Annotated in this window: 21 protein-coding genes and 1 tRNA gene; 21 read left to right on the forward strand and 1 reads right to left on the reverse strand. The window is 46.3% G+C overall.

The annotated features are described in order from the left end of the window. The 6 genes from BLP64_RS08610 (at position 1) to tgt (ending at position 5,604) form a co-directional block, all read left to right on the forward strand. Positions 1–1,269 carry an inorganic phosphate transporter gene (locus tag BLP64_RS08610; protein ID WP_092593658.1) on the forward strand — a complete coding sequence of 423 codons (1,269 nt, stop codon included), beginning with the start codon at positions 1–3 and terminating at the stop codon, positions 1,267–1,269. 111 nt (positions 1,270–1,380) lie between these two features. Then, on the forward strand, positions 1,381–1,941 hold the full coding sequence (locus tag BLP64_RS08615; RefSeq protein ID WP_092593659.1) for an RNA polymerase sigma factor: 561 nt from the start codon (positions 1,381–1,383) through the stop codon (positions 1,939–1,941). Further along, positions 1,925–2,443 (forward strand): hypothetical protein, encoded by a 519-nt coding sequence (locus BLP64_RS08620; RefSeq protein WP_092593660.1) that lies wholly within the window; start codon positions 1,925–1,927, stop codon positions 2,441–2,443. Before BLP64_RS08615 ends, BLP64_RS08620 begins: the two co-directional genes overlap by 17 nt. 12 nt (positions 2,444–2,455) lie before the next feature. Next, positions 2,456–3,280, forward strand: a complete 825-nt coding sequence (locus BLP64_RS08625; RefSeq protein WP_092593661.1) for a hypothetical protein — start codon at positions 2,456–2,458, stop codon at positions 3,278–3,280. A 108-nt stretch (positions 3,281–3,388) separates the two neighbouring features. After that, positions 3,389–4,435 carry a tRNA preQ1(34) S-adenosylmethionine ribosyltransferase-isomerase QueA gene (gene queA, locus BLP64_RS08630; RefSeq protein WP_092593662.1) on the forward strand — a complete coding sequence of 349 codons (1,047 nt, stop codon included), beginning with the start codon at positions 3,389–3,391 and terminating at the stop codon, positions 4,433–4,435. 53 nt (positions 4,436–4,488) lie between these two features. Continuing rightward, the gene (gene tgt / locus BLP64_RS08635) at positions 4,489–5,604 is read left to right on the forward strand and encodes a tRNA guanosine(34) transglycosylase Tgt (protein ID WP_092593663.1); all 1,116 of its coding nucleotides are present in this window, start codon (positions 4,489–4,491) and stop codon (positions 5,602–5,604) included. Here the strand turns inward: tgt and BLP64_RS08640 are convergent. Next, entirely contained in the window at positions 5,597–6,226 is a 630-nt protein-coding gene (locus BLP64_RS08640) for a MarC family protein (protein ID WP_092593664.1), read from the reverse strand. The genes tgt and BLP64_RS08640 overlap by 8 nt on opposite strands. Before the next feature lie 298 nt (positions 6,227–6,524). Here BLP64_RS08640 and rpsU point away from each other — a divergent pair, with 298 nt between their 5' ends. The 15 genes from rpsU to BLP64_RS08715 all read left to right on the forward strand — a co-directional run bounded on the left by rpsU (position 6,525) and on the right by BLP64_RS08715 (position 18,544). Then, complete coding sequence (gene rpsU, locus BLP64_RS08645; RefSeq protein ID WP_092593665.1) at positions 6,525–6,740, forward strand: 30S ribosomal protein S21; 216 nt, start codon at positions 6,525–6,527, stop codon at positions 6,738–6,740. A 174-nt stretch (positions 6,741–6,914) separates the two neighbouring features. Then, complete coding sequence (gene dnaG, locus BLP64_RS08650; RefSeq protein WP_092593666.1) at positions 6,915–8,666, forward strand: DNA primase; 1,752 nt, start codon at positions 6,915–6,917, stop codon at positions 8,664–8,666. A gap of 182 nt (positions 8,667–8,848) precedes the next feature. Beyond that, positions 8,849–9,232, forward strand: coding sequence for a DUF3192 domain-containing protein (locus BLP64_RS08655; RefSeq protein ID WP_092593667.1), 384 nt, complete (start codon positions 8,849–8,851; stop codon positions 9,230–9,232). Positions 9,233–9,391: 159 nt separating this feature from the next. Beyond that, on the forward strand, positions 9,392–11,233 hold the full coding sequence (rpoD, locus tag BLP64_RS08660; protein ID WP_092593668.1) for an RNA polymerase sigma factor RpoD: 1,842 nt from the start codon (positions 9,392–9,394) through the stop codon (positions 11,231–11,233). Positions 11,234–11,384: 151 nt separating this feature from the next. After that, positions 11,385–11,460: transfer RNA gene (locus BLP64_RS08665), tRNA-Ile, on the forward strand. Between the two features lie 25 nt (positions 11,461–11,485). Continuing rightward, positions 11,486–12,037, forward strand: a complete 552-nt coding sequence (locus tag BLP64_RS08670) for a YaeQ family protein (protein ID WP_092593669.1) — start codon at positions 11,486–11,488, stop codon at positions 12,035–12,037. A 146-nt stretch (positions 12,038–12,183) separates the two neighbouring features. Continuing rightward, positions 12,184–12,606 (forward strand): hypothetical protein, encoded by a 423-nt coding sequence (locus tag BLP64_RS08675; RefSeq protein WP_092593670.1) that lies wholly within the window; start codon positions 12,184–12,186, stop codon positions 12,604–12,606. Between the two features lie 6 nt (positions 12,607–12,612). Continuing rightward, the gene (locus BLP64_RS08680) at positions 12,613–12,921 is read left to right on the forward strand and encodes a helix-turn-helix transcriptional regulator (protein ID WP_092593671.1); all 309 of its coding nucleotides are present in this window, start codon (positions 12,613–12,615) and stop codon (positions 12,919–12,921) included. A gap of 488 nt (positions 12,922–13,409) precedes the next feature. Continuing rightward, positions 13,410–13,766 carry a hypothetical protein gene (locus BLP64_RS08685; protein ID WP_092593672.1) on the forward strand — a complete coding sequence of 119 codons (357 nt, stop codon included), beginning with the start codon at positions 13,410–13,412 and terminating at the stop codon, positions 13,764–13,766. Between the two features lie 484 nt (positions 13,767–14,250). Further along, a complete protein-coding gene (locus BLP64_RS08690) occupies positions 14,251–14,841 on the forward strand; it encodes a hypothetical protein (RefSeq protein ID WP_092593673.1) in 591 nt (196 codons plus the stop codon). Positions 14,842–14,858: 17 nt separating this feature from the next. Continuing rightward, positions 14,859–15,236: a hypothetical protein gene (locus tag BLP64_RS08695; protein ID WP_092593674.1), complete on the forward strand. Its 378-nt coding sequence runs from the start codon at positions 14,859–14,861 to the stop codon at positions 15,234–15,236. Positions 15,237–15,332: 96 nt separating this feature from the next. Continuing rightward, positions 15,333–15,533 carry a hypothetical protein gene (locus BLP64_RS08700; protein ID WP_092593675.1) on the forward strand — a complete coding sequence of 67 codons (201 nt, stop codon included), beginning with the start codon at positions 15,333–15,335 and terminating at the stop codon, positions 15,531–15,533. 79 nt (positions 15,534–15,612) lie between these two features. Next, complete coding sequence (locus BLP64_RS08705) at positions 15,613–17,013, forward strand: KAP family P-loop NTPase fold protein (RefSeq protein ID WP_176754954.1); 1,401 nt, start codon at positions 15,613–15,615, stop codon at positions 17,011–17,013. 104 nt (positions 17,014–17,117) lie between these two features. Further along, positions 17,118–17,681 (forward strand): TIR domain-containing protein, encoded by a 564-nt coding sequence (locus tag BLP64_RS08710; protein WP_092590456.1) that lies wholly within the window; start codon positions 17,118–17,120, stop codon positions 17,679–17,681. Positions 17,682–17,707: 26 nt separating this feature from the next. Then, positions 17,708–18,544 (forward strand): macro domain-containing protein, encoded by an 837-nt coding sequence (locus BLP64_RS08715; protein ID WP_092590459.1) that lies wholly within the window; start codon positions 17,708–17,710, stop codon positions 18,542–18,544. The last annotated feature ends 12 nt before the right edge of the window (positions 18,545–18,556 follow it).

Genomic DNA, 18,556 nt, shown 5'->3' on the forward strand with positions numbered 1-18,556 from the left:
ATGGATATTTTAAGCACTTATCACATGACCCTGATCGTGTTAGCTGCGGCATTCGGTCTATTCATGGCATGGGGTATTGGCGCCAATGATGTTGCGAATGCTATGGGAACGTCAGTTGGTTCAAAAGCGTTAACCATTAAGCAAGCCATTATTGTGGCGATGATTTTTGAGTTTGCTGGCGCTTACCTAGCGGGCGGTGAAGTTACCTCAACCATCCGCAATGGCATTATTGATTCATCCTACTATACGCATGCTCCTGAATTGCTTGTATTCGGGATGATCGGCTCATTATTAGCCGCTGGTACTTGGCTATTGATCGCTTCTTGGGCTGGCTGGCCTGTTTCAACCACTCACTCGATTATCGGTGCCATTGTTGGCTTCTCAGCCGTTGGTGTCGGTGTAGAGTCGGTTAAATGGAGTGCGGTGGGCGGTATTGTCGGTAGCTGGGTTATTACCCCGTTAATTGCAGGTGTGATTGCTTACTTTGTGTTCCTCAGTGCCCAAAAGCTGATTTTTGATAACGAAAATCCGCTCCGCATGGCGAAGCGCTACGTCCCATTCTATATGGGAATTACCGGCTTTATGATTTCGCTGGTGACCATCAAGAAAGGGTTAAAGCACGTTGGCATTGATCTCAGCAATAACGAAGGTTATTTACTGGCTGTTGCCATTGGTGTGGTGGTCGGGAGTTTGGGGAAAATTCTCATTGCTCGATTAAAGTTTGATGAAAATGGCGACAAAACGTCCCACTATGCGAACGTTGAAAAAGTCTTTGCGATTCTGATGATTGTGACTGCGTGTTCCATGGCGTTTGCCCACGGCTCAAATGATGTGGCGAACGCAATTGGTCCAGTTGCTGCAGTAGCCAGCGTGGTGCAAAGCGGCGGTGTAATTTCAGCCACTTCAAAATTGGCGTGGTGGGTTTTGCCAATCGGTGCCTTAGGGATTGTTCTCGGCTTGGCCATGTTTGGTCGCCGTGTGATTGCAACGATCGGTAAAGGAATCACTCACCTGACTCCAAGCCGTGGGTTTGCGGCCGAGCTAGCTGCAGCAACGACGGTCGTTATTGCATCAGGAACCGGTTTGCCAATTTCAACCACACAAACCTTGGTCGGTGCAGTATTAGGTGTGGGCATGGCTCGCGGGATTGCGGCGCTGAACTTAGGTGTGGTCCGTAATATCGTGGTGTCGTGGGTTGTCACCTTGCCTGCTGGCGCCGTGATGTCGATTATTTTCTTCTATATTATCCGCACCATATTCGGTGCATAGAGAACCATAACTTCCCTAAAAAGAGCACTTCGGTGCTCTTTTTTTTATCCACAAAAAACTTTTCCTCCGCTAAGCTCGACTATAAAGCAAAACAATAATGAAGGATGGTGAATGGTGTTGGCACCTTCTGATGAGCGCCTTGTGAAGTTAGCCCTCACAAATAATAAGAAAGCCTGGCTGCAGCTAGTGAAGCGTTACGAGGGCCTGCTCTATAACTATGGCTTGCGCATGCTAGGCAATAGCGACGATGCATTGGACTTGATGCAGGATGTGTATTTGTCGGTGTTTCGTAGTCTTTCGAGTTGGCGCCAAGAAAGCTCGTTCAAAACTTGGTTGATGACCATCGCTCATCGACGTTGTGTGGAACAGTATCGCAAACGTCGCGATGAAGTGAGTGATGAAGGCATGGAAGAACAATATAGCACGGATGTGTGGCATCACCCTGAACAGGTGGTGGCGCGCCAACAAAAAGGGCAACGTTTATTGCAAGCGATGCAGCAGCTGCCAATGGAGCAGCGGGTGGTGGTGGAGCTTAAGTTCTTTCAGCATTTATCCCACAAGGAAATTGCCGAGCAACTTGAGATTTCATTGAATACTGCAAAATCACGATTTTATGCAGCCATTGAGAAACTACAGACGTTAATTGAGGTGGATGATGACGAAACCACATGAATTTGAAAACTGGCTGACCGCGGCCGCTGCTGAAGTGAAGCCAGCGCCGGTCCCAGACTGGAACCGAGCGGCAACCTTTGAGCCGAGCGTGCGTCATCACCAACCTTGGTGGCAGCGGCCTTGGTTACCCATGACCTCATTGCTGGCATCAGCTTGCGCCATTTTTTTAGTGGTTGCCCAAATGCAGATAACGAGCACTGCCCAGGGCTGGACCATTCAGTTTGGACAGTCATCTGCGGCACAGTTGGATGCCTTAGTGGCCGCAGAAGTGAGTGCTATCAAGCAAGAATTACGCACCGAAATGATGATGGTGAATGAAAAGTATGTCGAATCCATGCTGGCGTTAAACCGAGCTGAACGCGCCGCTGAATTAGAAGAGCTGGTGCAATACATCAGTTTGCTTCGAGAAGACGATCAAATTTACTTTGCGAGTCAATTACAGCAGTACGCAGAAGATTGGATTTATCACGTTGAACTACTTAATCAACTCGAACAGGAATAAAAGGGGCCACTTATGATTCGTATCACAGCATTAGCAATCGCCATGGCGGCGACGGGCTTAGGCGCAGCAACGGCGCAAGCCGCCGTCGATACCGAACGCCATCAAACCTTGAAGCAAGAGCTCAAAGCCATGAACGAGGCTTTGGAAACCAAATTGGGCCAGCAAGTTGAGCAGTCGGAGGCCGCACCAAGCTGGCTGGGTTATGGTCGCTTAAATCACACTTACTTGGCAGGCCAAGGTGTGGTGTATGAAGTGCATTTGCCCAGTGCGATGGGCATGCATTGGCGCCATGCGATGGCGCATATGAAGCAAGGCGCTGATGGAGCAAAGCTGCCAAAGCTCAAAGAAGTGAATAGTGTGGTGAGCGACATTGTCAGCGAAATTAAAGAGCAGCGGGCAGTCATTCGTGACGTGCAAAAGGAGCGAGGACAAACCGATGGCGTGCTGTCCGATGCCCAACGGAAAGAGTTGGAACTCGCGAAAGCTCGTCTGATGGATGCGCGTAAGCGATTAGCGGAAGAACGTCAACTCTTGCACGCAACTGCTGAAGAAATGCGTGATAAGCATCAAAAAATGCGCCAAGAATCGTTTGAAAAAATTCAACAGCAGGTAGCGAATTTTGAGCAAACTCTGGCCGAGACGTTATGTACTTACGGTGCCAGCTTAACCGCTTTACCTAACGATGAGTCCATCAGTGTTGTGGTGAAAGGCGGCGGGGAGCGCAAGCTTGGTGGCCGTGACAAGGTGTATATTTTTAATCACGCAGACATTCTTGCTTGTGGTAATGCCGATAACGCTGGAGCCTTATTGCAGCAAGCGGTGACTTACTCTTACTAACGAGTGGTCAAAGCGGATGATAAATGAGCGCGCTTGTATCATAGCGCGCTTTTTTTTATGCCCTAAAAACGTTAAAGTACGCGGCATTCTCGTTGATGAAGACAAATTATGAAAGTCACTGATTTCCAGTTTGAACTCCCTGATGAACTGATTGCCCGTTACCCTCAGCCTGAACGTACCGCCAGTCGTTTGCTGCACTTAGACGGCACCACGGGTGCGATTGAGCATCAGCAATTTAAACAGATTTTAGTGCACCTGAAAGCAGGTGACTTATTGGTGTTTAATGACACCCGCGTGATTCCAGCGCGCTTATTGGGTGAAAAGCTATCCGGCGGCAAGGTTGAAGTGTTGGTTGAACGCATTTTGGGTGAGCACCGCGTGTTGGCACATGTGCGTAGCAACCGAGCCCCCAAGCCAGGGGCAAAACTGCTGTTAGAACAGGCCATTGAAGCGGAAATGATCGCACGCCATGACACTTTATTTGAGCTGGAATTTAACGGGCCCGACACGGTTCTTAATTTATTAGAGCGTTATGGCCATATGCCGTTACCGCCCTATATCGATCGCCCCGATGAAGCCAGTGACCGTGAGCGTTATCAGACCGTTTACAATCGTAAACCCGGAGCGGTTGCTGCGCCCACCGCAGGCTTGCACTTTGATGATCAGTTGTTGCAGGAAATTGCTGCCCAAGGGGTCGAGTTTGCGTATGTCACATTGCATGTGGGGGCCGGAACCTTTCAGCCTGTACGTGTTGCTACGCTTGAAGAGCATCAGATGCACTCGGAATATGTCGAAGTGCCTGCCGAAACTGTGGCTGCAATTGCAGCCACCCGCGCTCGTGGGGGGCGCGTGATTGCCGTGGGTACGACCTCGGTACGTTCGTTAGAGTCGGCAGCACAAGCGGCGCTCGCGCAACAGCAGTCGTTGCAGCCATTTTTTGGGGACACGGATATCTTTATCTATCCGGGCTACCAGTTTCAGGTGGTGGATGCCATGGTGACCAACTTCCACTTGCCCGAGTCAACGCTCATTATGTTGGTGTCCGCGTTTGCTGGTCGTGAGCATGTACTGAACGCTTACAATCAAGCAGTGCAAGCCGGTTATCGCTTTTTTAGTTACGGCGATGCAATGTTTGTGACCCGTGCGGGCAGCTAGGTTATACTGCTGCATTCGGACTGTTTTTCCGTTTTTATCTTGTTGGTGAGACCATGAAATTTGAATTATTGAAGACCTCGGGTAAAGCACGTCGAGGGCGGATCACGTTCGCCCGTGGGACTGTCGATACTCCGGCGTTTATGCCAGTTGGAACAGCAGGCACAGTAAAAGGCATGTCGCCTGAAGAAGTCGCTGCAACTGGGGCCCAAATCTGCTTAGGCAATACCTTCCACTTAATGTTGCGTCCTGGCACCGCTGTGATTAAACAGCATGGTGATTTGCATGACTTTATGAACTGGGACAAGCCTATTTTGACAGATTCCGGCGGTTTTCAAGTGTTTAGCTTAGGCGAACTGCGTAAAATCACCGAAGAAGGAGTCACCTTCCGCTCACCAATTAACGGTGAAAAAATTCTGCTAACGCCAGAAAAATCCATGGAAGTCCAACGGGATTTGGGCTCTGACATTGTCATGATTTTTGATGAATGTACCCCTTATCCGGCCACTCCTGAAGAAGCGCGGAGCTCCATGGAGTTATCCTTACGTTGGGCGGAACGCTCTAAAAAAGCTCATGGTGATAATCCATCCGCGCTGTTCGGTATTATCCAAGGTGGCATGTACGAAGAATTACGTACCATCTCATTGGAAGGTTTGACCAATATTGGGTTTGACGGTTATGCGATTGGTGGCTTGTCGGTTGGTGAGCCTAAGCATGATATGATGCGCATTTTGGACCACATTGCACCGCAAATGCCCAGTGATAAACCGCGCTATTTGATGGGGGTGGGCAAGCCTGAAGACTTGGTCGAGGCAGTGCGCCGAGGGGTGGATATGTTCGATTGCGTGATGCCTACCCGCAATGCACGTAATGGCCATCTCTTTATTAGCACGGGCGTGGTGAAAATTCGCAATGCCGTGCATCGCACCGATACCGGTCCGCTTGATCCTGAGTGTGATTGCTACACCTGCCAAAATTATTCGCGAGCCTATCTGCATCATTTGGATCGCTCAAACGAAATGCTTGGTGGGCGTTTAAACACCATTCATAACCTGCATTTTTATCAAAAAGTGATGCGGGATATGCGGGATGCGCTAGAAGCCGACCGGTTTGATGACTTTGTTCAGGAGTTCTACGCCAAACGAGGCTTAGAAGTACCCGCGCTTAAATAGCGCGGGCAATGTCGACGATGTAAGGCTTAATGCCGGCAAAGAAAAATTCGACCGCGATGAGCATCACAATGAGGCCCATCAAGCGCATCAGAATTTTACTGCCACTGCGGCCAAGCTTGTTCAACAACTGGCGTCCAGATGCTAAGAAAATGGCGACCAAAACGCACACCGAGAAAATGGCCGCAAATAGGCTAATGGTATTGGTGGTTGATTCACTGCCCTGGATAAATAGAATCACCATGGTAATGGCACCAGGCCCCGCCACCATTGGAATACCGATGGGGGTGACGGCCACGTCAGAACCGAAATCACTTTCGGTTTCTCCGTCCATACGACGTGGCACCGTGCGGCCACGCAGCATTTCAAAGCCCATGATAAAAAATAAGACACCCCCTGCAACGCGCAGGCCGTTCACGGAGATGTTGAAGAAGCTAAATAAGAATTCGCCCACCAAGGCGAATACGGACAACGCAATAAAGGCCGTAATTGCCGCACGCATTGCAACCCAACGTGCTGCTTTAGGGGTCATGGCCTCAGTGAGAGCAATATAAATTGGAATTGCCGCAATCGGGTTGATCATGGTGAATAAAGACGTGAATTGAAATAAAAAGGTATCCAACATGACGCGCTCCAACAAGCCAATGACAGGGCCTATAGTTTACTAAGTTATTCATTAAACTGCATGATTTTTAGTATGATATTGTGCAAATATTTCATGAATTATAGAGATTTCGACTGTCTTAGCAGTTTTATACCAAGATGTGATCATTTCACCGGATTAAAATTGATCTTAGGCTTTACATCAGAATCCGAACTCGCTACAATTCAGCACCAAAATTAATCGAGGTGGCTATTTTTTATACAGAAAGAATAGCCCAAGTTGATACCAACAACAGAATTTTCATTGAGGTGAGATTTTAATGCCAGTTGTTAAAGTGAAAGAAAACGAGCCGTTTGACGTTGCGCTGCGTCGCTTCAAGCGCTCTTGCGAAAAAGCAGGTGTCTTATCAGAAGTACGTCGTCGCGAGTTCTATGAAAAGCCAACTGCAGAGCGTAAGCGTAAGAAAGCAGCTGCTGTTAAGCGTCATGCGAAGAAAATGTCGCGTGAAAATGCGCGTCGCACTCGTCTGTATTAAGAAACTGGTACCGTAGCGGCACAGCCGAGTGCGGTGTCACTACAACACAGACCTCGAAGAAGCCGAAGTGAGTCAAATTCACTTCGGCTTTTTCATGTGTGGCTTGCACCAAATGCTACACCGAGTACAATTCTACTCTGGTTTCCTCTCTTACCTTTAACACACAGGCAGGTCATGGCAGGTCTTATCCCTAAAAGCTTTATTCAGGATCTTATTGAACGTGCCGACGTGGTTGAAGTTGTGGATAGTCGTGTTCCGCTTAAGAAAGCAGGAAAAAACTATCAAGCCTGTTGCCCCTTCCATCATGAAAAAACACCGAGCTTCACGGTCGCGCCTGATAAGCAGTTTTATCACTGTTTTGGGTGTGGTGAGCATGGCAACGCCCTTGATTTTTTAATGAAGTTTGATGGTTTAGAGTTCCCCGAAGCGGTGGAAGAACTGGCGCATATGCTGGGTTTAGAAGTGCCGCGGGAAACCTCCTCCAACCCTGCCGCGGATGCTCGTAAGCGGGCCCAAGAAGCCAGTGATTATGAGCAAATGGAGCGGGCAGCCAAGTTTTTTACGCACCAGCTACGCCATCATCAAAATTCGTCCCAGGTGATCGACTATTTAAAAGGGCGTGGCATTAGTGGTGAAACCGTCAAACAGTTCCAAATTGGCTACGCCCCGGATGGTTGGGATGGCTTGTTAAAGGCGTTAGGAACGGATCAGCGAAGCCGCCAACAGCTCATTGATCTCAAGTTGATCAATCGGAATGATCAAGGTCGTCACTATGACTTCTTTCGCGATCGTTTGATGTTCCCTATACGGGATCGAAGAGGGCGTGTGGTGGGCTTTGGTGGCCGAATTTTACAAGGCGACGGGCCGAAGTATTTAAACTCGCCGGAAACCCGTATTTTCCACAAAGGCCGAGAATTATATGGCCTGTATGAAGCCCGCCAAGCCTACCGCGAATTGCCGCAAGTGGTGATTGTGGAAGGCTATATGGATGTTGTGGCGCTAGCGCAGGCAGGAATTAATTTTGCGGTGGCCTCGCTTGGCACCGCCACCACCACGGAACAACTGCAACTGCTATTCCGAGCTACCCGCCAGGTCACGTGCTGCTATGACGGTGACCGAGCGGGGCGTGATGCCGCGTGGCGTGCCTTAGAGAACGCGTTGCCGCTGTTGCACGATGGCATTGAATTAAAGTTTTTGTTCTTACCCGAAGGGGAAGATCCGGACAGTTTGGTCCGGAAAGAAGGCGCCGATGGCTTTTTACAACGGCTGGCGCAAGCACAAAGCTTTACCGACTATTTCTTTAGTCATTTAACGGACACGATTGATATTCAATCTGATGCCGGTAAGTCATTGTTACTGAAACAAGCAAAGCCGCTGCTAGAGCGGGTGGCCAGTGATTTCTATCGTCAAACGCTGATGGAACGTTTGGCGCGTTTGCTGCGGCGTGAAGTGTCTCAGCTAAGCACCTTAATTCAAGGTGTGGCAACCACTAAACTACACCAGCCCCAGCTAAAAATGACGCCCATGCGGCGCGCGATCGCGCTCCTGATCCAGCACCCTGAAATCGGCAAGGAAGTGCCTTTGCACCCCGAATTGACCGGGTTAAAGCAGCCTGGCATTAAACTCCTGCTGAAATTGCACGAACAAACCCACCAAGGCTATCATTCAACGGCGCAATTACTTGAGCTATGGCGAGGCGATCGTGCAGAAAAGGCCTTGCGTCACCTTGCCAGCTGGGAGCATCATTTAAGCCCCGATCGGGTTGCTCAAGAGTTTTTTGATGTGTTCGGTTACTTCATTGATCTGTTCGTTGAACAGCGCGCCAATGAGCTGTTAGAAAAGGAACAGCAAGCCCCTCTCAGCCGTGCTGAGCGCCAAGAGTATCTTGCCTTAATTCAATATTTGAAAGATAGCGCAGCGCGCTAATCAATTGCGGATTTGTCCCAAGAATTCGTCAAAATAACCACTTGAGGTTCGATGGACCCTGATTAAGTCATTGCTTATTAAGGAAAATGTTGTATTGGCACTATTGTTGCATGGTATTCAGTGTGCGATTCCCGCCAAAATTCTTTTATTCGTTGACTAGAAAATAAAAAAAGGAGTATCCAATGAACTATCCGAAACTTGCTGCCTTAGGCATTTTCACCGCTGTCACATTGGGGTTGCAAGGTTGTGTTGTCGCTATCGGAGATCATGCGTCTACTTCGTCCGATTCGAGTTTTGTAAAAAAGGAAAAGAGCAATCGCAAGACCATTGCCGCTCTTTCACCAGGAACGAGCATACTGACAGTGCAGCAGCAGCTAGGTACCCCTGAATTCAGTGATTTGTGGACCACCGACGATGCTCATTACAACGTGCTGTATTATCGAACACAACGTGTGCACGCCGATGGCATGACGACTCGTGATGAGTGTACGCCCCTCGTCTTCATTAACGGTGTCTTAAAAGGGACAGGCGAGCTGGCGCTACAGCATCTTCCACAGAAGAATTGATTAAATTCTGGCTGAAATTGACAGAATCTGCTATAATTTCCGGTCTTGAATTTTATACCTCGCGCCCTCATATAATAAGCACGTCAATCCGGGCTTATTATGAGTTGCCATAAGTTTAAGGCCGGTTACTTTTCTTTTATTAACAGGTGGTAGATCTGTATGCAGCAGAGTCGTCAATCACAGCTCAGGCTTCTTATTGCCAAAGGTAAGGAGCAAGGTTATCTCACTTTTGCCGAAGTGAATGATCACCTTCCATCTGAGATCGTTGATTCGGATCAAATTGAAGACATCATCGGAATGATCAATGACATGGGGATTCAGGTGTTTGAAAATGCACCGGATGCCGATGAATTGATGATGAGCGAAGACGCAGCCGATGAGGACGCTGCTGAAGCCGCAGCGCAAGCATTAGCGACCGTTGATGGTGAATTGGGGCGTACCACAGACCCTGTCCGTATGTACATGCGTGAAATGGGAACAGTGGAACTCCTAACTCGTGAAGGCGAGATTGATATTGCGAAGCGCATTGAAGATGGGATCAACCAAGTTCAATGTTCGGTCGCCGAGTACCCAGAAGCAATTAACTTCTTGCTAGAGCAGTGGGATTCGTGCGAAGCCGAAGAAATGCGTCTAACGGATATTATTGCTGGCTTCATTGATCCCAATGAAGTGGATGAAGCCCCAGTTGCAGCAACGAACATCGGTTCTGAGTTGAGCGAAGAGCAACTGGATGATGACGATGACGTTGATGAAGACGAAGAAGAAAGTGATGACGATGCCAGCGAAGGAGGAATTGATCCTGAGTTTGCGCGTCAGAAGTTCACTGAATTACGTGAGCAATACGAAAAAACACGTGCTGCCATTAGCAAACATGGTCGTGACCATGCTGAAGCGCGGGTTGAAATTGAAGCACTGAGTGATTTATTCAGACAGTTCCGCCTTGTTCCAAAGCAGTTCGACCGCTTAGTGAAAGATATGCGCGATATGATGCACCGAGTACGTGTGCAAGAGCGTTTGATCTTAAAAATGAGTGTTGAACAAGCTGGTATGCCAAAGCGTAACTTCATGAAAGCTTTTGCTGGCAATGAAACGAGCGCTCAATGGCTGCATGATGCCATTGCTGAAGGGGCACCGTATTCAGCCGCACTAGAAGAGCTTCAAGTTGAGCTTGAGCGTTGTATTAGCAAGTTGGCTGAAGTTGAAGTTGAAACTGGGCTGACCATTGCGAAAGTCAAAGATATCAACCGTCGGATGTCGATCGGTGAAGCGAAAGCTCGCCGTGCGAAGAAAGAAATGGTTGAAGCAAACTTGCGTTTAGTTATTTCGATTGCGAAAAAATACACCAACCGCGGCTTACAATTCTTGGATCTTATCCAAGAAGGTAACATTGGTTTGATGAAAGCAGTGGATAAGTTTGAATATCGCCGAGGTTATAAGTTCTCAACCTATGCGACCTGGTGGATTCGCCAAGCAATTACGCGTTCTATCGCGGACCAAGCGCGCACCATCCGTATTCCAGTGCATATGATTGAGACGATCAATAAGTTGAATCGTATTTCTCGTCAGATGTTGCAAGAAATGGGGCGTGAACCAACTCCAGAAGAGTTGGCCGAGCGCATGATGATGCCAGAAGACAAAGTTCGTAAAGTGCTGAAGATTGCGAAGGAGCCCATCTCAATGGAAACGCCCATTGGTGATGATGAAGATTCGCATCTTGGGGATTTCATTGAGGACACCACCTTGGATTTACCGGTGGACTCAGCGACCTCAGAAAGCCTACGTAACGCCGTTCGAGAAGTGTTGGGTGGATTAACCCAGCGTGAAGCGAAAGTGTTGCGGATGCGATTTGGTATCGACATGAACACCGACCACACCCTTGAGGAAGTCGGGAAGCAGTTTGACGTTACCCGTGAGCGGATTCGTCAAATCGAGGCCAAAGCGCTGCGTAAGCTGCGTCATCCAAGCCGTTCAGAACAATTAAAATCATTTCTTGATGAATAATTGAACGAAAAGCCCCAACTTCGGTTGGGGCTTTTTTTTATCCCTGCCACCAAAAAAAATCTATCGACAAGGGCATGACAAGCGCGCTTAAATTTCTTATACTTGCGCCCGCTTTATCTTTCCAAAACACCTCAGCACTAACGCAATTCATGGCCCCTTAGCTCAGTGGTTAGAGCACCCGACTCATAATCGGTTGGTCCCCAGTTCAAGTCTGGGAGGGGCCACCACTAATCCAACCTGTTGGAACCTCAAATGACACTGCAAGCAACCCCATATAAAATTACGCTCGACATTTCCGATACCGATCGTGGCGTTTATGAAAGCGTGAAATTCATCGTTGCCCGTCACCCGTCTGAGACAGAAATTCGGCTTGCTGCTCGGGTTCTGGCCTATGCGATTTTTTATCACCCGCACTTAGCGTTTGGTCGCGGTCTTTCTGATACCGATGAAGCGGCGTTGTGGGAGCTGGATCTTACCGGCGAAATTCAACACTGGATTGATGTGGGTCAACCGGATGCAGAGCGCGTAATTAAAGCAAGTCGCCGTGCGCCGCATATGTCGGTGGTGGTTTATGGAAATGCGCGATTGTGGCGTGAAAAAGTCGTGCCGCAATTTGCGCATTTGACCAACGTTTGTGTATTGGCGTTACCACAAGATGAACTGACCTTGGTTGCAGCCAAGTTGACACGCTCAACCCACTGGGGCGTAATGATTAGCGACAGTCAGTTGTATATTAGTGACGGTGACCAACAAATAGCGCTGCCGCTTGAGTGTTGGCATGGCGAACTGCCAGCCACTTTATAATCTCATTTTATTTCGCGATTAAACCTGCACTGTCGCACCAGTGTCATACGACAGTTATGCAACTGACGCTGAACTGTCGTTAGCGGTTGCAGCAAATCATGCTGTAATGCGGTTGTCGAAACTTGATAACCGTAAAGGAAATAACTATGACGACCACAGATGTAACCAAACCCAACCACAGTATCAGTTTTTTTGATGTGGGTGAGCATGTTATTCGCGTTGAGGCTTCGTACTTAACGGGTAAAGAGCGCGTTTACGTTGATGATGAACTGGTATCGGAAAAACTAACCTGGCGCTTTCAATCTGAGCATCAATTCCAATTAGACGGCAAAGATGTGATAGTGCGCCTGAAAGTAGCCAGTATGTTAACTGGGCCGGTGGCTATCACCTTGATTGTAAACGGTGAAGTGGTTGACGCTGACATTTGGAATTTAAAACGTATTCTCAAAACCAATGCCACTAGTCAGGTGTGGTGGAAAACCTTGCTGATTATTTTCGCACTTGGTTTAATTGGCGGTGTTGTGGGCTATTTTGTAGGTGGCGCTTTAGCCAGTGGGCTGAAGGGGTAAGTTGCCATGCAAATAAATGCATTATTTATTCGCGAAACGCGTACCCAACGCGGGTGGACTCAACAGCAGTTGGCTGATATTTGTGGTTTAAGCTTGCGCACCATTCAACGTGTTGAGTTGCACGGTATTGCCTCACTTGAAACCAGCAAAGCGCTAGCAAGTGCCTTTGAAGTTGACCGCTCGCAGTTTGAAGTGGAATCAAATTCAGTTCAGAAACCGAGCGCTACACCGCAACGCGTCCCATTATGGTTGCTAAGCCTAACATTTATAACTGGCTTGCTAGCAGGCATGGTTATTATCAAACTTGTGACCTAACTTAAAGACACGTTTGGTTACAGAACGTTACTTTTCAATACGCTATTTTGATTCTAATTTTGTACTTTTTTGTTCGATAATTGTGGTTATAAATTAACCACAATTACGAACGAGATAACACATGAAACGCCGACATGGTTTTAACGATCAGCTTTCACCAGTAGAGTATGAAAAACGATTTAAAAACGAGGCTACTGAGTGTCTAGTGAACTAGTGGCGATTCAGACCCTGAAAACTGGGAACGAGATGCCCAACGAAGGAGTGAGATTAGGCGGGAAATAGAGCAAGAGTACGGTGGGTTTCCGGGGCACGAGCAGTGGGATGAGATCAATTTTAAAACCGAAGTCCGGTTCAAAAGAGAAAAATGGTCGAATGGATTTCAACCACGGGAATTCGAGCACAATTTACCTTTCATATACGCTCGAGCCTTTCTCTACGCTATTGATTCATTTGACAAGTTCCTTGGGGTTTTATCAAGAGAAGACGGTGTGCCGGAAATCGTTGCAGAGCTGCATGGCCAGGTAGACGAAGCATTTCCCGATCTTCGAGGAGTAAGGAACAGCGCTCAGCACTTGGAAGATAGATCGCGTGGCCTTGGTGCTGGAAGGAACCCGAAGCCTCTGGATCTGAAGCCAGTTGAAAACAATATGATAAGCGCCCCCAACGGAGGTGTGCTTATTCTCAACTCCCTTAATGGCTCCAAATATGGCTCAACAATGGCTGACGGTCATTATGGGGAGGTTGATGTGTCACCGGAATCAATGGAGAGGCTTCAAAATATTCTGCAACAGACATTGGAAGCATTCGACTGGCATGGGCCAAAACAGCATGGTCCAAGTGCTTGAGCATAACCAGTCATTCAAGTTCGTTCCGGCCCTTACGGGCTTCCACCGGACTGGTTTTCCGCCGCGCTCCAAACCAGCCGCTAATGCGAGCGTTAACGTCCGCTCCTGGCACAAAGCCGAAGGTCAGCAATGAGCGAATAGCGGACCTTCTGCCTAATCCAGTTAGTGACTAGCCGTCCCGTTAGTAGTAAATGTGGATGTCGCTAGCCATACACGGCACATTCACTTCGGCGATATTGCACGTTTTGTTGTTGTGTTGTGTATTTAAGTCGTTTACTGTCAATGACATAACAAAAAATCAAAATTGGATATTGTGCGCTCGCTAGAGTATAACTGAGCATGCTCAAATTGCCTTTGCTAACTCGGAACCTTTCAAGTTAGGAATGCCTGCTTGCTCAGTAAGTTAAGAGCTGAAAACCATCAATTGGACGAGTTGATAAACGCGCACGCACAATATACAAATGTTAGCCTTACAAGGAAAGTTATGAGAAATCTGATAGTTATTTTAGTACTGTTTGTAACAACATTAGCTGTTCATGCCGAGGATTTTAATTGGCGAACAGGTGATGGGGCAAAAGCACCAAATACGAAAAATCAAAAAAGTATCTCGGGATTTGGCGGTTGGTTGCTGGTGACTCCTGATAAAGACTGGGAGGAAAAATGGAATACTCCAAAAGAGAATATCCCTCACTTTTCAGAAGCGGAAGAAGTCGAACTTGGTGAAGAATTAACAATCTTGCCTTTTTTTGCGAATCCTAAGCTAGATGAAAATAGATATTTTAAGATCTTGTGCGACATTAAAATTATCAAGCCAAATGGTAGCTTTTCAATCAATGAAATTGATGTACCGTGCGCCGAGGGAATACTGGAAGATGACCCTATGTCAATATTTCTCACACAAACCGTGATTAAGTACATTGGTGAAGCAGGGGATCCCTTTGGAGAGTGGACGGTCTTTTTTAATATGAAAGACTCTTTAAGAAATGTAGAAATCCCATTGGAAACTTCATTTACACTGGTTAAAAGTAAGGCTAACAAGTCAATACAGCCGACCGCTAACGCGTCGGCTGATTGAGGCGTTAGGCATTAGCAATGTATAAACTAATCGTCATGCTTGGGGTTTTATCGCTTTCCTTTTTCGCTGTTGCTGAAGAAAAAGTGTCTTTATGGAGTGAGGGTGGCGGAGCTGAAGCCGTTTGTATAAACGAATCTAAAATGATAAGTCATTGCTTTATCGTTGTTGGTGATGTTCGGATAGATATATCTGAGGTAGAGGCTTCAAACTTAGGTAAACTTGGGCTGAGGCCAAAAGAAGCCTACTCAAAGGTAATAAATATTCCCAGTAAATGGCTGAAAGTTGCTAAAAATGAGTACATGGTAGAAATCACTACTCATGCTTGGTTTGAGGGCCAACGGTACACTGTAAAAGAACCTGCTTATGTAAAGGATGGGAAATATTATCAACGCTAAAATGCCTAACAATACGCACCAGTTCGCGCCTATCGGCGCCGGACGGCCTTACGGCCGCCGCTGTGCTTTGCGTTAGGCCTCATAAGGAGCAACATCATGGATTCGATTAAGAGCCTCTTGATCATCGGTTTCGTATTTCTCGCCAACGGGATCGTCTTTCTCATCGTTGGCCTAACCACTCACCTAACGGTCTTCTGGGCACTTGGCCCCTCGTTCATGGCGCTGGGCATTGCTTTCTTGGCCATTTCCAAGTCTCGCAAGAGCGCTCAAGGCACTTCTTCCCTACCGGGCAAGTGAGGCCTAACAATTCATTCAAGCCGACGCCGCTTCGCGGCGCGGCTTAATTCAGGCGTTAGCAGTCAAAGGAAAGAATCGAGTGATACTAAAAAGTCGTGATATTGAAATTATTGAAGACGACCCATATCGAAATGACGCACTGAGTCGCAAAGAGAGTGGAGAAGCGCTAACAGAGTTCGTCTTGTCTGCAAATGACTCGGTGGTGGTTTGTATTGATGCTCCATGGGGACAAGGAAAGACTACATTTCTTAGGATGTGGGAACAGCATTTAAAGAATAACGATATACCAACGATCTACTTCAATGCTTGGGAAAGTGATTTTTCTGATGATGCTCTTGTATGCCTTATAGGGGAGATAAGTGCATCGATAACTGAACTATCAAAAACCGGTGACGAGTCAAAGGCTAGAGAATACCTTAAAAAAACTAAAGATATCGGTATTGCACTTTTAAAGCGCTCGGTTCCTGTTGCGGCCAAGATTGCAACGGCTGGTGTATTAGATCTTGATAAGGTTACTGAGCAGGCACTTGCAGGGCTAGCCGAATCGATAGCAAAAGAACAGTTAGAAAAATACGAAAATTCAAAGAAGTCCATAAAGTCATTTCGGGAGGCCATATCCCAGCTAGCAAGTAGTACAACCGATCCAGATAACCCTAAACCATTGGTGTTTATTATCGATGAACTTGATCGTTGCAGGCCAAATTTCGCAATTGAAATTTTGGAAAAAGCAAAGCACTTCTTTAACGTTGACAACATTGTCTTTGTTCTTGGTGCGGACAAAAAGCAACTAGGATCATCTATTAAAGCAGTTTATGGTGAAGGACTCAATGTAAACGGCTACTTGCGAAGGTTTATGGACTTTGATTATGTTCTTCCACCACCTGACAAAGGGCTTTTTGTAAAAGCCTTATTCAAAAAATATTCGTTTAATGAGTATTTTTCAAAGAAAAATGCAAGAAATCTCCAATACGAAGGCGAGCAATCTTTAAAGATGTTCTCGGAGCTGTTTGAGTTGTATGGTTTAACGCTACGTGAGCAGGAACACTGCTGTTCGCTTCTTAGTCTATCCATAAGAACAACACCTGAAAACTATAAGTTATTCCCAGTTTTTCTTTGTTTCCTTATTGTATTGAAAGTAAAGTCGCCTGATTTATATAAAGAATTGATTACTGATGAGATCAGTGTTTTTGAGCTGTTGGAAAGGTTTAAGACACAACCTGGTGCCTCCGATTTGCTTTTGACTAATTATGGTACAGCGCTAGAGGCATACATTGTAACTTGTAAATCACAGAGTCATAGTTACGATGAAATATCGAAAAAGTATCAAGAAGTAATAGGTTCCGGTTCTTCAAACGAAGAAGAAAAACGACGAGCTAAAAACATATTGGAAATTATCCGGGATTTTGACTGGAACGGTGGTATTGGCTCTTTGGGTTATTTGCTAAAGAAAATTGAAATTGCTTCTCGATTTGAGGCGTGAGCTGCTAACAAACGCGTCAATTAGGACGTTCGCAAGCTCGCGCCTATTACGCGGGCGTTAGGGGCCAAGCCTAGCTATCGGCAATATAACTTTTGGAGAAAAAAATGGCATATAGAAACGGAAATTACGCGGCCTTTTATGTTGCGGAACCTTTCAACGCAAGCGCACTAGGGGCACATGCCACAAAAGACTTTTGCTATTACAACATGCTACGAGCTTGGAAGGGTAAGGACTCTTCTTTCCCTTTCAATGACTCGCATGACAAAACATACAACGTCCGCGATAACAGTGACTGGGAATTAACGTTAAAACCAAGGCTAAGAGAACGACTTAGAAGTTCAAAAAACATCGTTCTTTTCCTTAGTTCCAATACAGTAAGTTCAAGGGCACTAAGGGAAGAAATTGATTATGGGATTAATGACCAAGGGCTGCCAGTCATTGTGATATATCCCGAATATGACTCCAAAGAGAGTCTTCTAACAAACGGAAACCTTAAAACAAGCGTTAAAAACCTATGGGATAAGCTTCCGATATTCAGAGATTCAATGGGTGAAGTTCCAACACTCCATGTGCCATTAAAACAAAGCCTCATTAAGAGCGCCCTGAATGACACGGACTTTATGCTAGCAACCAAAGTTGATCCAGGCATTTTTCGGTATAACCCTTAATTATCTGACGGGCACATAATCAAGTGATGACAAAAGTAAGCTTCTTTGACAAAAGGGTTTTTGAAAACTTTCTCAAGGTCACTTCATATATAAGTGTAACCTTGTCTCTCATTGTCTTATTCGTTGATATTCCGAAGGACTGTAAATCTTTATATGGATGGATTTTTGTAGGATTGTTGGTGGTAATTTATATTTTAATTTGGATTTGGGCCAATACCTTAAACAAGATTGATATCAAAGTTGAAGGAAGCGATGTAACAATTAAAGTTGGTGATATTTTTCAGCAGAAAGGTCTGAAAGCGATTGCATTTAACGAGTATTTTGACACGCAGGTAGACAATAAAATAATTGCCGAGAACTCGCTTAACGGCATATTTATCAATAACCATCTCGGTGTCCCAGTTTCTGATCTGGATGACTACATTAGAAACTATGCATTTGAAAGCGATGAATTTATTGAAAGCAACCCAAATAGAGCGCAGGGCAAGGTTGATCGTTACCAAATAGGAACCATTTGTATACATGGCGACTATCTATTAACTGCATTCTCCAAGTTCGATAAGAATAACAAAGCCTTGCTCACTATGCCTGAGTACTTAGAGTTCTTAATTAACTTTTGGGATAAGGTCAATAATGTATATGCCCAACAAAATGTGTCCACGCCAATATTTGGTTCAGGAATTACTCGAATAAAAGGCCATAAATCCATATGTGATGAGGACCTCTTGAAGATCATGCTTTGGACTTTCCGGATTAGCGAAATGCGATTCAAATATCCAGCACGGCTTACTATCATCATTCATAAAGACAAGATTAATCAGATAAATCTTCTCGATATTAAATCAGCAAGGAACGGGGTATGAATGCCCCTAACA

It is taken from the genome of Pseudidiomarina indica (assembly GCF_900104245.1).
Lineage (GTDB): Bacteria > Pseudomonadota > Gammaproteobacteria > Enterobacterales > Alteromonadaceae > Pseudidiomarina > Pseudidiomarina indica.

What these genes read in the sequence shown, in the direction of transcription:
- queA (WP_092593662.1), top strand. Translation starts at nt 3,389, where the DNA reads ATGAAAGTCACTGATTTCCAGTTTGAACTCCCTGATGAACTGATTGCC.
- BLP64_RS08610 (WP_092593658.1), top strand. Translation starts at nt 1, where the DNA reads ATGGATATTTTAAGCACTTATCACATGACCCTGATCGTGTTAGCTGCG.
- BLP64_RS08670 (WP_092593669.1), top strand. Translation starts at nt 11,486, where the DNA reads ATGACACTGCAAGCAACCCCATATAAAATTACGCTCGACATTTCCGAT.
- BLP64_RS08715 (WP_092590459.1), top strand. Translation starts at nt 17,708, where the DNA reads ATGACAAAAGTAAGCTTCTTTGACAAAAGGGTTTTTGAAAACTTTCTC.
- BLP64_RS08640 (WP_092593664.1), bottom strand. Translation starts at nt 6,226, where the DNA reads ATGTTGGATACCTTTTTATTTCAATTCACGTCTTTATTCACCATGATC.
- BLP64_RS08690 (WP_092593673.1), top strand. Translation starts at nt 14,251, where the DNA reads ATGAGAAATCTGATAGTTATTTTAGTACTGTTTGTAACAACATTAGCT.
- rpsU (WP_092593665.1), top strand. Translation starts at nt 6,525, where the DNA reads ATGCCAGTTGTTAAAGTGAAAGAAAACGAGCCGTTTGACGTTGCGCTG.
- BLP64_RS08695 (WP_092593674.1), top strand. Translation starts at nt 14,859, where the DNA reads ATGTATAAACTAATCGTCATGCTTGGGGTTTTATCGCTTTCCTTTTTC.
- BLP64_RS08655 (WP_092593667.1), top strand. Translation starts at nt 8,849, where the DNA reads ATGAACTATCCGAAACTTGCTGCCTTAGGCATTTTCACCGCTGTCACA.
- dnaG (WP_092593666.1), top strand. Translation starts at nt 6,915, where the DNA reads ATGGCAGGTCTTATCCCTAAAAGCTTTATTCAGGATCTTATTGAACGT.
- BLP64_RS08620 (WP_092593660.1), top strand. Translation starts at nt 1,925, where the DNA reads ATGACGAAACCACATGAATTTGAAAACTGGCTGACCGCGGCCGCTGCT.
- BLP64_RS08680 (WP_092593671.1), top strand. Translation starts at nt 12,613, where the DNA reads ATGCAAATAAATGCATTATTTATTCGCGAAACGCGTACCCAACGCGGG.
- BLP64_RS08710 (WP_092590456.1), top strand. Translation starts at nt 17,118, where the DNA reads ATGGCATATAGAAACGGAAATTACGCGGCCTTTTATGTTGCGGAACCT.
- BLP64_RS08625 (WP_092593661.1), top strand. Translation starts at nt 2,456, where the DNA reads ATGATTCGTATCACAGCATTAGCAATCGCCATGGCGGCGACGGGCTTA.
- BLP64_RS08700 (WP_092593675.1), top strand. Translation starts at nt 15,333, where the DNA reads ATGGATTCGATTAAGAGCCTCTTGATCATCGGTTTCGTATTTCTCGCC.
- BLP64_RS08615 (WP_092593659.1), top strand. Translation starts at nt 1,381, where the DNA reads ATGGTGTTGGCACCTTCTGATGAGCGCCTTGTGAAGTTAGCCCTCACA.
- rpoD (WP_092593668.1), top strand. Translation starts at nt 9,392, where the DNA reads ATGCAGCAGAGTCGTCAATCACAGCTCAGGCTTCTTATTGCCAAAGGT.
- BLP64_RS08675 (WP_092593670.1), top strand. Translation starts at nt 12,184, where the DNA reads ATGACGACCACAGATGTAACCAAACCCAACCACAGTATCAGTTTTTTT.
- tgt (WP_092593663.1), top strand. Translation starts at nt 4,489, where the DNA reads ATGAAATTTGAATTATTGAAGACCTCGGGTAAAGCACGTCGAGGGCGG.